The 12,748-nt window shown below is 69.1% G+C and carries 9 protein-coding genes; all 9 read right to left on the bottom strand.

Annotation, left to right across the window (positions count from 1 at the left end; translation table 11 throughout):
• Positions 1-79 precede the first annotated feature (79 nt).
• Positions 80-3,565 carry a DNA-directed RNA polymerase subunit beta gene (gene rpoB / locus NUV38_RS13395; protein WP_374627167.1) on the bottom strand — a complete coding sequence of 1,162 codons (3,486 nt, stop codon included), beginning with the start codon at positions 3,563-3,565 and terminating at the stop codon, positions 80-82.
• 293 nt (positions 3,566-3,858) lie between these two features.
• On the bottom strand, positions 3,859-4,803 hold the full coding sequence (locus NUV38_RS13390) for a hypothetical protein (RefSeq protein WP_257729598.1): 945 nt from the start codon (positions 4,801-4,803) through the stop codon (positions 3,859-3,861).
• Complete coding sequence (locus tag NUV38_RS13385; protein WP_257729597.1) at positions 4,800-5,426, bottom strand: hypothetical protein; 627 nt, start codon at positions 5,424-5,426, stop codon at positions 4,800-4,802. The genes NUV38_RS13390 and NUV38_RS13385 overlap by 4 nt, the downstream gene beginning before the upstream one ends.
• On the bottom strand, positions 5,396-6,610 hold the full coding sequence (locus NUV38_RS13380; RefSeq protein ID WP_257729596.1) for an MCE family protein: 1,215 nt from the start codon (positions 6,608-6,610) through the stop codon (positions 5,396-5,398). The genes NUV38_RS13385 and NUV38_RS13380 overlap by 31 nt, the downstream gene beginning before the upstream one ends.
• A complete protein-coding gene (locus tag NUV38_RS13375; RefSeq protein ID WP_257729595.1) occupies positions 6,607-8,061 on the bottom strand; it encodes an MCE family protein in 1,455 nt (484 codons plus the stop codon). Before NUV38_RS13375 ends, NUV38_RS13380 begins: the two co-directional genes overlap by 4 nt.
• Positions 8,058-9,239, bottom strand: a complete 1,182-nt coding sequence (locus tag NUV38_RS13370; protein ID WP_257729594.1) for an MCE family protein — start codon at positions 9,237-9,239, stop codon at positions 8,058-8,060. Before NUV38_RS13370 ends, NUV38_RS13375 begins: the two co-directional genes overlap by 4 nt.
• Positions 9,236-10,186, bottom strand: a complete 951-nt coding sequence (locus NUV38_RS13365; RefSeq protein WP_257729593.1) for an MCE family protein — start codon at positions 10,184-10,186, stop codon at positions 9,236-9,238. The genes NUV38_RS13370 and NUV38_RS13365 overlap by 4 nt, the downstream gene beginning before the upstream one ends.
• Entirely contained in the window at positions 10,183-11,286 is a 1,104-nt protein-coding gene (locus NUV38_RS13360; RefSeq protein WP_257729592.1) for an MCE family protein, read from the bottom strand. The genes NUV38_RS13365 and NUV38_RS13360 overlap by 4 nt, the downstream gene beginning before the upstream one ends.
• Positions 11,283-12,746, bottom strand: coding sequence for an MCE family protein (locus tag NUV38_RS13355; RefSeq protein WP_257729591.1), 1,464 nt, complete (start codon positions 12,744-12,746; stop codon positions 11,283-11,285). Before NUV38_RS13355 ends, NUV38_RS13360 begins: the two co-directional genes overlap by 4 nt.
• Positions 12,747-12,748 lie beyond the last annotated feature (2 nt).

Raw genomic sequence — 12,748 nt, 5'->3', positions numbered from 1 at the left:
TTATTACCATTAGTTTTCTATTTTATTTTTTGTGGGGGGTGTGGGGGGGGGGGCGCCGCCGCGGCGGCCCCCCACGGGCTCACACTTCTTCGACGCTGGAGGGCTCGCGACGCGACAGGTCGATGCCGAGCTCCTCGGCGGCGCGGAAGAGGTCTTCCTCCGCGTCGCGCATCTCGACCCTCGAGCCGTCGGCCGAGAGGACCTCGACGTTCAGGCACAGCGACTGCATCTCCTTGACGAGCACCTTGAAGGACTCCGGGATGCCGGGCTCGGGCACGTTCTCGCCCTTGACGATGGCCTCGTAGACCTTCACGCGGCCCACGATGTCGTCGGACTTGATCGTCAGGAGCTCCTGCAGCGCGTACGCGGCACCGTAGGCCTCGAGGGCCCACACCTCCATCTCACCGAAGCGCTGGCCACCGAACTGGGCCTTACCGCCGAGCGGCTGCTGGGTGATCATCGAGTACGGACCGGTCGAGCGAGCGTGGATCTTGTCGTCGACCAGGTGGTGCAGCTTCAGGATGTACATGTAGCCGACGCTGATCGGGTCGGGGAACTTCTCGCCGGTACGACCGTCGAAGAGCACCGCCTTGCCGTCGGGGCCGACCATCCGGTCGCCGTCGCGGTTGGGCAGGGTCGAGGCGAGCAGGCCCTGGATCTCGTCCTCGCGGGCACCGTCGAAGACGGGGGTCGCGATGTTGGAGTTCGAGGGCGCCCGGTCGGCGCCGATGGCGCGCAGCCGGTCGGCCCACTCGTCCTTCATGTCCTTGATGTCCCAGCCGGCCTTGGCGACCCACCCGAGGTGGATCTCCAGCACCTGGCCGACGTTCATGCGGCCGGGCACGCCCAGCGGGTTCAGCACGATGTCGACCGGCGTCCCGTCCTCGAGGAACGGCATGTCCTCGATGGGCAGGATCTTGGAGATGACGCCCTTGTTGCCGTGACGTCCGGCCAGCTTGTCGCCGTCGGAGATCTTGCGCTTCTGCGCCACGTACACGCGCACCAGCTGGTTCACGCCGGGGCTCAGCTCGTCGCCGTCGGCCGCGTCGAACACGCGGACGCCGATGACGGTGCCGGACTCGCCGTGGGGGACCTTGAGCGACGTGTCGCGGACCTCGCGCGCCTTCTCGCCGAAGATGGCGCGCAGCAGGCGCTCCTCCGGCGTCAGCTCGGTCTCGCCCTTGGGCGTCACCTTGCCGACGAGGATGTCACCGTTGCCGACCTCGGCACCGATGCGGATGATGCCGCGCTCGTCGAGGTCGGCCAGCATCTCCTCGCTGACGTTCGGGATGTCGCGGGTGATCTCCTCCGGGCCCAGCTTGGTGTCGCGCGCGTCGACCTCGTGCTCCTCGATGTGGATCGAGGTGAGCAGGTCGTCCTGCACGACGCGCTGGCTGAGGATGATCGCGTCCTCGTAGTTGTGGCCCTGCCAGGGCATGAAGGCCACGAGCAGGTTGGTGCCCAGGGCCATCTCGCCCTCGTCGGTGCACGGACCGTCGGCCAGCGGGGTGCCGACCTCCACGCGCTGGCCCTCGGCGACGAGGGGGCGCTGGTTCGTGCAGGTGCCGTGGTTGGAGCGGCGGAACTTGGCCAGGCGGTACGTGGTGTACGTGCCCTCGTCCTCCATGATCTCGACCATGTCGGCCGAGACCTCCTTGACGACACCCGCCTTCTTGGCGGTCGTGACGTCGCCGGCGTCGACGGCGGCACGGAACTCCATGCCGGTACCGACGAGCGGGGCGTCGTTGCGCACCAGCGGCACGGCCTGACGCTGCATGTTGGCGCCCATGAGCGCACGGTTGGCGTCGTCGTGCTCGAGGAACGGGATCAGCGCGGTCGCGACCGACACCATCTGGCGCGGCGAGACGTCCATGTAGTCGACGTCGGCAGCGGGACGCAGCTCGGCCTCGCCACCGCGCTGGCGCACCAGCACGGCGTCGTCGACGAACGTGCTGTCGTCGGTGAGCGGCGAGTTCGCCTGGGCGATGATGTAGCGGTCCTCGTCCGTGGCGGTCAGGTAGTCGATCTGCTCGGTGACCGTGCCGTCGACGACCTTGCGGTACGGCGACTCGATGAAGCCGAACGCGTTGATCCGCCCGTAGGAGGCGAGCGAGCCGATGAGGCCGATGTTCGGGCCTTCCGGCGTCTCGATCGGGCACATGCGGCCATAGTGCGACGGGTGGACGTCGCGGACCTCGTAGCCGGCGCGCTCACGCGACAGACCACCCGGGCCGAGGGCGTTCAGACGACGCTTGTGCGTCAGGCCCGCCAGCGGGTTGTTCTGGTCCATGAACTGCGACAGCTGGCTCGTGCCGAAGAACTCCTTCAGCGCCGCCACGACCGGACGGATGTTGATGAGCGTCTGCGGCGTGATGGCCTCGACGTCCTGGGTGGTCATGCGCTCGCGCACGACACGCTCCATGCGGGCCAGGCCCGTGCGGAGCTGGTTCTGGATCAGCTCGCCGACCGTGCGGATGCGACGGTTGCCGAAGTGGTCGATGTCGTCGGCCTCGACGATCGTGGAGCCCACGGGCGTCTCGAGCTCGGTCTCGCCGGCGTGCAGCGCCACCACGTACTTGATGGTCGCGACGACGTCGTCGATGGTCAGCGTCTGCTGGTCGAAGGCCTCGTCGGCACCCAGCTTCTTGTTGACCTTGTGTCGACCGACCTTCGCGAGGTCGTACCGCTTCGTGTTGAAGTAGTAGTTGTCGAGCAGGTTCTGGGCGGCCTCGCGCGACGGCGGCTCGCCCGGACGCAGCTTGCGGTAGATGTCGAGCAGCGCCTCGTCCTGGGTCTGGACGTTGTCCTTCTCCAGCGTCAGGCGGATCGACTCGTACTGGCCGAACTCCTCGAGGATCTGCGCCTCGGTGAAGCCGAGGGCCTTGAGCAGCACGGTGACGCTCTGCTTGCGCTTGCGGTCCAGGCGGACGCCGACGAGGTCGCGCTTGTCGACCTCGAACTCCAGCCAGGCGCCACGCGACGGGATGACCTTCGCGGTGTAGATGTCCTTGTCGGACGTCTTGTCGGGCGTGCGCTCGAAGTAGACGCCCGGCGAGCGGACGAGCTGGGAGACGACGACACGCTCGGTGCCGTTGATGACGAAGGTGCCCTTGCCGGTCATGAGCGGGAACTCGCCCATGAAGACGGTCTGGCTCTTGATCTCGCCGGTCTCGTTGTTCATGAACTCGGCGGTCACGAACAGCGGGGCGGCGTAGGTGACGTCGCGGTCCTTGCAGTCCTCCACCGAGTACTTCGGCGGCTCGAACCGGTGGTCGCGGAACGACAGGCTCATCGTCTCGGAGAAGTCCTCGATGGGCGAGATCTCCTCGAAGATCTCCTCCAGACCGGACTTCGTGGAGATGTCGGTGCGGCCGGCAGCGAGGGATGCCTCGACCTCGGCCTTCCACTTCTCGCTGCCGATCAGCCAGTCGAAGCTGTCGGTCTGCAGGGCCAGGAGCTCGGGAACCTCGAGCGGTTCGGAGATCTTGGCGAAGGAGATGCGGCGGGGGGCGTTCTTGTCCCCGGTGTTCTGGACAGGTGCGGCGGCGGTGCGCGAGGCGGCCAAGAGGGGTCCTTCCAAAGGCTCGCAAAGGGGTGTCACGGATGGACTGCGCGCATGACTGACGCCCCCAGTCAAGGGGCAACGAGGGCGACGAGGTGGGCGCGAAGAGTCAGTCTAGCCCCCGGGCCCACACGCACGCAAGCCTGGTCCTTGACAAGACGGCCGGTATGGGTCAGAGTATTCGGCCGCCCGCACGGCGAGCAGCGCGTTGGGGCTGCAATGCCAGGCATTCTCGACCACGCGACTGCCGCGGGTCGGCACCGGGCGGAGCGGCCTCGTCCGGGGCGGTCGTCGGTTCAGAGCGCCTGGATGTCGTCGACCAGCCAGCGACCGTCGCGCTCGACCATGGTGAGCTCGACCCGGTTGCCGAACACCGTCGGCACCTGCGACCCGTCGGCGAGCCGGGCCTGGTCGACGAAGAGCAGGACCTTCGCCTCGCTGCGCGTGCAGTCGTCCCCGCACGGCAGCGCGGCGGAGTCGCGGGTCGTGGCCTCGACCTGGATCTTGCGCTGCGGGGCCAGGTCGTTGAGGGCCGGCGAGATGGTCTCGAAGTCCTTCGCGAACGAGGGCGTCATGACGTCCTTGGAGTCCTCGAGGTACTGGTCGAGCTGGTCGTAGCGGTACGTGAAGATCGTCTCCGCCGCCGACGCCGCGGTCTCGGCCGCCTGCGCGTGGGCGCCGTCCACGCCGTGGGTCTGGCGCCACTCGGCCACGCCGCGGTACCCGAAGAACGCGCCGAACACGAGCGAGGCCACCACCATGGCGAGCAGCAGGACCCGGCCGAGCGGGAGACGGCCACGCGGACCGCTCGGCTCCGTCGGCACGCCCGACAAGGTCTCCGTCGTGGTCTCTCCGTCGGTGGCCGTGGCTGCGGCAGCACGGTCCTGACGACGCGCGACGCGCGGAGCCACGCGTGGTGCGGCGACCCGGTCCTCGCCGTGGTCCTGGTCGGCGTCGGTCCCGGCCTCTGCGGGGTCGGCCGCGTCGGCGGCACGGTCCTCGGTCGGGGTCGCCTCGGGTGCGGCAGCATCCGTCGTCGACTCCTCGACGGGCGTGGTCGGCTCCTCGACGGGCGTGGTCTCCTCGCGCGGGGTCGCGCCGGGCGTCGACGTCGCGGGTGTGCCGGGTCGCGCGACGGGCTTCTTGACGACCTTCTTGGCCGGTCCGGGTCGTGGCGCGTCGCTCGGCTTGCTCTCGCCGGCGATGCGGCGGCGCCGGGAGGATCCGTCGTGGGTGCTCACTGGTCGGCCTCCGGCGTCTCCTGGGGCTCCGCGCCCTCGCTCGGGGTGGCGCTCGGCGCCGGCGTGGCGCCCTCGTCCGTGCCGGGCTCGCCCGTGGTCGCGTCGAGTGGCACGACGGTCTCGAACTGGCTCACGAGCCAGTCGTCGCCGCTGCGCGACAGCGTGACCTTCCAGCGGAAGCGACGCTGCACGGCGGCCTCGTCGGCCGACGTCGTGATCGAGGCGTCGACGGCGACGATGGCCACGGCCGAGTCGTCGTCGATGCTGTCGACGGCGACCCCGAGCACGTTGGCGTCGCCGCTCTTCTGGTCCTTGGACTCCAGGGCGCCGAAGACGGCACCGGTGATCCGCTCGAACTCGGTGTAGTAGCCCGGCGTGAGCAGCGGCTTCATCCGCTGCTGGTAGTCCGGCAGGTCGGCCACGTCGTACGTGTTGTACACCGTGGCGAAGTCGTTGACGCGCGCCGCCACGGCGGCGCGGTCGGAGTCCTCGCCACCGTCGCCGAGCACCCGCGGCACCACCAGGCCTGCGACCCCCACGAGCACGCCGAGGACGGCGAGCACGACGAGGATGCGGGAGGTGCGGTGCGCGGTCAGCTGGTCGCCGGTCCGAGCAGGAGCCACTTCCACGAGTCCTTTCCGGCGGCGTCCGCCCCGGTTCCCACGGCGGCCCGGTCACGGTTGATCACGGTCTTGTCGGGCCCGCGCGGGACCTTGTCCTTGACGATACAGCCGGCCTCAAGGTCGAACTGCATGTCGTAGAGCTCCTGCGGCTCGCGCCGCGGGCGCTGCCCGTTGTCGTCCTCGTCGCACGGCTTGATCGCGGCCGGGTCGGCCGGGTTCGTGATGACCAGGCCGAACGTGGCGTCGAACTCGCCCTCGGCCTGCTTGGCCGGGGCGACCACGCTGAACGAGCCCTCGAGCAGGTACGGGTACAGGATCGCCAGCACCCGCAGCGACTTGGCGTTGCGCGCGAGCGGCTCGGTGGCCGTGCGCAGGTCGGCGAAGATCATCTGCAGCTCGGCGGCGTTCTCCTCCACCACGTCGTTGACGAGCGCCGCGCTCGGTGCCCCCTCGTCGACCAGCCGGCGCAGGTCCGGGTCGGCGTCGACCAGCGTGTCCGAGAGCAGCGCGAGGTTCTGGGCGAACGTCGCGAGCTGGGGCTGCTTGTCGATCTGGGTCTGCAGGACGCCCGAGGAGTTGCGGATCAGGCTCTGCGTCACGCCGAGGTTCTCCTGGGCGGCCTCGATGAACTCCGACGACGTGTCGAGGATGCGCTCCAGGTCGGGTGCGGTCCCCTCGAAGGCGGCGCCGAGCTCGTCGACCACGGTCTTCAGGCTGCCGGTGTCGATGCTGGAGACCAGCGAGTTCAGGTTGAGCAGCAGCGTCGTGGTGGAGATCGGGATGTTCGTGTCCGAACGCGGGATGACGGTGCCGGCCTTCAGGTACGGGGCCTGGTTGGAGCGCGGCGACAGGTCGACGTACTGCTCGCCGATGGCCGACTTGTTGGCCACCGTGGCGACCACGTCGTCGGAGATCTTGGGGGCGCTCTTCTCGATGTCGAGGATCACGTCCACGCCGTCGTCGGTGAACTTCAGCTGCTTGACCTTGCCCACCGCGATGCCGCGGTAGGTCACCTCGGCGCCGGCGAAGATGCCACCGGAGTCGGCGAAGTCGGCCGTGACCGGGAAGGTCCGGTCGATGAACAGGCGGTCGAGCTGGGCGTACTTGCCGCCGACGAAGGTCGCGCCGACCGCCACGATGATGGCGAAGATGACGAGCTGGATCTTGGTGAGCCTGGTGATCATCGCGACACCACCGGTCCGAGCACGAGCCGGCCGACGTCCTCGGTCTGCTCGGCCATCAGCTGGCTCGTGGTGGTGACCCGGCAGTTGCCGAGCAGCCCGCAGATCCCGCTGCCACCTGATCCGCCCTGGCCCGAGCTGCTCGACCCCGCCGACGGCGAGGCGCTGGGCCTCGGCGTCGAGCCGGTGAGCGACCCGAGCCCGTCGGTGGGCAGGGACGTGAGGCCCTCGACCAGGTCGACGAGCTGGCCTGCCGGGTCCGTCGCCGTCTCGTCCTGCGCGGGCGCCTCGGCGGTGGCCCCGGCCGGGACGAGCGTGTTGCCGAGCGACAGCAGGCCCTGGACCAGGCTCGTGAGCTGGTTGGTGTTGAGCGACAGGTTGATGTCGAGGTTCATGAAGTCGCCGTAGCAGGCGCCGTCGGCCACGTTCTGGCGGACCGTCGCATCGTTCTGCGTGGAGGCGTCGTCGGGGTTGTAGGCCGTGCAGGGGTTGCTCGCACGGGCGGGGCTGCCGCCGACGATCGCATCGGTGAACGGGAAGCTGAAGATCAGCTGGCTCGCGGTCGCGAGGTCGTCTCCGGCGTTCGCGAGCTCGCGCAGCGTCGGCTCGAGGTCGCGCAGCACCGCCAGCGTGTCGTCCTTCGACCGGCGGATGACCCCGGTGGCGGTGTCGCTGAGCTGGTCGAGCGACGTGAGCAGGCCGACGAGGTCGTCGCGCTGGTCGTCCAGCACCCGCAGGGCCTCGGGCAGGTCGTCGAGTGCGGCGGTGATGGCGCCCTCCTGGTCCTGCGTGGCCCGGGCGAGGTTGTCGACCTTCTCGAGCGCGGTGATGATGTCGGCCTTGTTGTCGTCGAGCTGACCCACGAAGGTCGTGGTGCTCTGCAGGAGCTGCTTGATCTCCGGCTCGTTGCCGTCGAGCGTCTTGTTGAGCTCCTTGACGATGGTGTTGGTCTTCTCGAGCCCACCACCGTTGAGCAGCAGGGACGCCGCGCCCAGCACCTCCTCGATGTCGGGGTTGCGGCCCGAGCGGTCGAGCGGGATGCGGTCGCCGTTGCCGAGCTGGCCCACGCCGCCGGTGGACGGCGGGGCGAGCGAGACGAACTTCTCGCCCAGCAGGCTCGTCTGGCGGATCTGGGCCTCGGCGTTGTCGGGCAGCTCCACGTCGCGGTTGATCTTGAGCGTGGCGGTGGCCGTCCAGCCGTCGAGCCGGATCTTGGTGACCTTGCCGACCGCGATGTCGTCGACCCGGACGGCGCTCTGCGGCACCAGGTCGAGGACGTCGCGGAACTGCACCGTGACGGTGTACGGGTCGGACCCGAGGTCCGCACCGCCGGGCAGGGGGAGCTCGTAGGGCGAGAACGAGCAGCCCGAGAGCAGCACGGCGCTCGCCGCGCCGACGGCCGCGGTGCGCCAGGGGCGTCGTCGCGTGGAGGTGGTCACGGTGCGGGTGCTCATCGGTCCACCGCCAGCATCTGGGAGAGGGACGTGTCCGTCCGGTCCGGCGACGGGGGCTCGTTCGCCACGGCGGCACGCGGGAGCGGGAGCCCGCCGATGATCGGCGAGACGATCCCGTCGAGGATCGGGCCGAGCACGTCCTCGCAGGGTCCGTTGAGGTCGATCGGGAGCTGCTCGCTGAGGTTGCACAGGAGGTCGCCGGGGTTCTCGGCGGCGCCGAGCACGAGACCCAGGACGTCGGCGTGGTTGTCGAGCGTGCCGGAGTCGCCGTTGTAGGCCAGCGCGACGTTCGACAGCGCCGTGGGGCCGCTCACGGTGAACTCCTCGAGGTCCTTCTGGTGGTCGCCCAGGACCTCGGCGATCGTCGCGAGCTGCTTGACGTTGCCGCGCAGCTCCGCACGGTTGTCCTTGACCAGCCCGCGCACCTCGACGAGGGCCTTGGCCAGCGCCTTCACGGTGGCCTGCAGGTCCTCGCGCTCCCCCTCGAGCACGGTGGAGACCTCCGCCGTGCTGTCGAAGAAGTCGCGGACCGCCTGGTCGTTGGTCTGGAGCAGCTGCACGAACTGGTCCACCTCGCGCATGCTGCCGAACAGCTCGTCCTTGTTGTCGGAGAGCGTCTGGCTGAGCTTGCCGAAGTTGCGCAGCGTCTCGTTGAGCTGGGTGCCCTGGCCGTCGAGCTGTGCCGCGGTGTCCTTCACCAGGTTGCTCACGGCACCGTCCTTGTTGGCGCCGTCAGGACCCAGGGCCACCGACAGGTCGTCGAGCGACTTGTAGATCTGGTCGAGCTCCACGGGGACGGCGGTGCGGTCGACGCCCAGGCGGGCACCGTCGGCCAGCACCTGGCCACCGTCGTAGGCCGGGGCCAGCTGCACGAACCGGTCCCCCACGATCGACGGCGAGACCACGACGGCCTTGACGTCGGCCGGCAGCTTGACGTCGGCGTCGTAGGAGATCGTCGCGCGCACGGTCTGGCCGCGCGGCACGAGCCGGTCGACGGTGCCGACGGCCACGCCGAGGATGCGCACGTCGGAACCCTCGTACAGCGAGTTGGTCTGGGCGAAGTCGACCGTGATGGTGTTCTTCGCGTCGCGCTGGCCGAAGACGATCACCAGTCCCACGACGAGGACGAGGGCGACGAGCACGGTGAGGATGCGGGCGACGCCGGCGAGCCTGGTCATCCGGCACCTCCGATCTTGACGTAGGTCTCGAACCACGGACCGTTGCCCAGGGCGTTGGCGAAGACCCGCAGGAAGCCGGGCATCACGGTGAGGGCGCGGTCGAGGCTCTGCTCGTTGCGCGCCAGCATGGTCGTGACGGCGCGCAGCTGCCGGAGGGCAGGCTTGAGGTCGGCCTCCGTGTCGTCCACGAGGGCGCTGAGCTGCTCGGAGATCTCCTGCGTCGAGACGAGCAGGCGGTGGATGGCCTCGCGCCGCTCGGTGACGGCGTCGAAGAGCACCGAGGAGTCCTTCACCAGCTGAACGAGCTGGTCGTCGCGCGAGTTGATGACACCCGTGACCTTCTTGAGGTTCACCAGGAGGGTGTTGATCTGGTCGTCGCGGGCCGCGAGGTTGCGCGAGAGGTCCGAGACCCCCTGGATCGCGCCGCGGAACTCCTCGGGGGTCTGGGCAGCGACGTCGGACAGCGTCTCGAGCGCGTCGGAGATCTGGCCGACGTCGAGCGCGTCGGTGGTGGTGCTGAGGTCGGAGAAGGCCTGCACCACGTCGTACGGCGGCACCGTGCGGGACACCGGGATCGTGGTGCCCTTCTCGAGACGGCCCGAGCCCGAGGGCGTGAGCGCCAGGAACTGCGCGCCGAGGAGCGTGCGGATGCGGACCTCCGCACCCGTCTCGCGGCCCAGCCGCGTGCCCTTGTCGACCTTGAACGTGACCTTGACCTTGTTGCCGGCGAGCTCGATGCCACGCACCTTGCCGACCGGCACGCCGGCCACGCGGACCTCGTTGCCGTCCTTGAGGCCGCCGATCTCGGAGAACTCGGCGTGGTACGTGTCGCCGGCGCCGATGATCGGGAGCCGGTCGGCGCGGAAGGCCGCGACGAGCAGCAGCGCGATCAGGGAGAAGCCGATCAGGCCGATGATGACGGGATTGCGTTCGCGGAAGGGCTTCATGACGCGGCCTTCCCGTACTCGCCGTTGCCGGTACGGCAACGGTCGCCGCCGGCCTGGACGGCGCCCAGCTCGCTGATCAGGCCGTCGAGCAGGCCGTCGAGCGGCGTCCCGGTGAGCTGGGAGACGTCGACGTTCAGCTCGCAGACGTAGAAGTTGAACACGCTGCCGTTGGAGGTCAGGTTGCCCAGCTTCTCCATCTTGATGGGCAGGATCTGCACGGCTTCCTCGATGGTCTTGAGGTTGCGCTCGCTCGACAGGTTCTTGGTCAGGCGGCGCAGTTGCTTGACGTCGGCCGTGAGGTCGGGCCGGCCCTCCACGAGCAGGTTGGAGGTCTCGGTGGTGAGGTCGGAGATGGAGTCGAGCGAGCCGAGGATCGCCTCACGATCGCCCTTCAGACCGGTCACGAACTGCTGGAGGGTGTCGATCGTGGCCGTGAGCTGCTGGTCGCGGCTGCCGATCGTGTCGAGCACGTCGGACAGGTTCACCACGACGTCGCCGATGAGCTCGTCGCGGTCGGCGAGCGTGCTGGTCAGCGACGCGGTGCGGGCCAGCAGGCTCTGGACGTTGCCGGCCTCGCCCTGCAGGGTCTGGACGATCTCGAAGGCGAACTTGTTGGTGTCCGACGGCGACAGCGCCTGGAAGACGGGCTTGAAGCCGTTGAGCAGCACGTTGAGGTCGAGTGCCTCCTCGGTGCGGTCCTGCGGGATGGTCGAGCCCGGGGCCAGACGTGCGGTGCCGCCCTCGCCGCCCTGGAAGAGCGCCAGGTAGCGCTGGCCGACGAGGTTGCGGAACCGCAGCTGCGCGTTGGTGTCCCGGGTGAGCGGGGTCGAGGTGCGCACCGAGAAGGTGATGATGGCCTCGTCGGTGTCGTGGATCTCGACCTTCTTGATCGACCCGACGGAGACGCCGGCGATGCGGACGTCGTCGCCCTTGGCCACGCCGGTGACGTCGGAGAAGACGGCCTTGTACTCGTTGCTGCTGCCGAGGTTGGCCCCGCTGAGGGTCAGCATCAGCAGGAACGTGGCCGCACCGGTGACGACGAAGAAGATCGACAGCTTGACGATCGCGGAGATGGACTCGCGGTCCAGAGCCTTGCTCATCGAATGGTCACCTCCGTGCCGCGCAGGATCGGGCTGAGCAGGAGCGAGGCGGCGTCGGGGACGCGGTCGGCGTCGACACCGGCCACGGCGGCGGCCATCTGGCGCACGTCGTCACGCTGCTGGGCGCTGTCGGTGTCGGCCAGGCTGGGGTTCCAGAAGCCGGCCGAGTCGAGGTTGGCCACGGCCGCGCGATCGAAGTCCGCCTCGCTGCCGAACTTGCCGTTGTGGCTGTTCTCGACGCCCACGAGCTTGTAGATCTCCGGAGCGACCTGGAACGGGTCGGCCTGGTTGTAGGGCCACTTGCTCGGGTCGTTGGCGTTCTTCTTGAAGACCTTGAGGTCCTCGCACACGGCGCCCAGGGTGTTGGGGAGCCGACCGTTGTCCTTGTCCGGCGCGTCGATGTACTTCACCTTGTTCGGGTCGGTCTGCTCGGCCTCGTCGAGGGTCTTGTTGTCGGGCACCACGGCGTTCTCCCCCAGCTGGTAGCCGGTGGGCTGCTCGGCCAGGAGCTCCAGGTCGATGTGCACGGTGTTGTTGCGCAGGACGCTGTCGAGCTTCGGCAGCACGGTGGCCATGCCGCCGGTGAAGCAGGGGAAGGTGCTGGCGTAGTCGGCGGTCACGCCGAGCAGCTCACGGTTCTGCTTCGCGAGCACCTCGAGGTTCTCGCCGTTGGCGTCGACGAAGTCGGTCAGCGTGTTCGCGAGCCGGGTGCCCTCGTCGAAGAACGCCGCGAGCTGCGTGCGCTTGGCGACCACCGTGTTGCCGGTGACGACCGTGTTCTTCAGCAGGCGCCCGAGGGTGGGCATCTGCGCGGCGTAGCCGTCGGAGACGGTGCCGAGCTTGGTGAGGTCGTCGACGAGCGTCGGGACGTCGGGGTTGAGTGCCGTGAGGTACTCGTTGGCCGACACGAGGGTCTCGCCGAGCTTCTCACCGCGTCCCTCGAGCGCCTGGGAGACCGCCGTGAGCGTGTACGACAGCTCGGCCGGTTCCACGGCCTGCAACAGCGGGTAGAGGTCGTTGAGCAGCTCCTCGACCTCGATCGGCACCTCGGCGCGCTGGATCGTGTCGCCGGCCTTCAGCCGCTCGCTGCCGGCGTCGTCGGCGGGGATCAGCGCGACGTACTTCTCGCCGAAGAGCGTCTTGGGCACGATCTCCGCGGTGACGTCGGCCGGCACCTGGCCGATCAGGTCGGGCTTGAGGCCGAGCACGAGTCGCACGCCGCCGTCGCGCGGCTCGACGTCCTTGACCTCGCCCACGATCATGCCGCGCAGCTTGACGTCGGCGCTCTGCGGCAGGTTCAGGCCGGCCTTGCCCGTGTCGACGGTGACGTCGTCGGTGGCCACGAAGGTCTTGGAGAAGAAGGCGAACGTCAGCCAGACGAAGAACGCCATGAGGACGACGAGGCCGGCCCCGAGGAGCTTCAGGCTCGTGGGGCGCTCGGCGAAGGGAGTGGCAGCCATCG

This window comes from Aeromicrobium sp. 50.2.37, from assembly GCF_024655735.1.
Taxonomy (GTDB): Bacteria; Actinomycetota; Actinomycetes; order Propionibacteriales; family Nocardioidaceae; genus Aeromicrobium.
The sequence above is the reverse complement of the archived record's forward strand: the minus strand, read 5'-3'. Positions and strand labels throughout refer to the sequence as shown.

Coding starts and splice junctions, on each gene's coding strand:
- NUV38_RS13380 (WP_257729596.1), bottom strand. CDS start 6,610: ATGATCACCAGGCTCACCAAGATCCAGCTCGTCATCTTCGCCATCATC.
- NUV38_RS13375 (WP_257729595.1), bottom strand. CDS start 8,061: ATGAGCACCCGCACCGTGACCACCTCCACGCGACGACGCCCCTGGCGC.
- NUV38_RS13370 (WP_257729594.1), bottom strand. CDS start 9,239: ATGACCAGGCTCGCCGGCGTCGCCCGCATCCTCACCGTGCTCGTCGCC.
- NUV38_RS13365 (WP_257729593.1), bottom strand. CDS start 10,186: ATGAAGCCCTTCCGCGAACGCAATCCCGTCATCATCGGCCTGATCGGC.
- NUV38_RS13360 (WP_257729592.1), bottom strand. CDS start 11,286: ATGAGCAAGGCTCTGGACCGCGAGTCCATCTCCGCGATCGTCAAGCTG.
- NUV38_RS13355 (WP_257729591.1), bottom strand. CDS start 12,746: ATGGCTGCCACTCCCTTCGCCGAGCGCCCCACGAGCCTGAAGCTCCTC.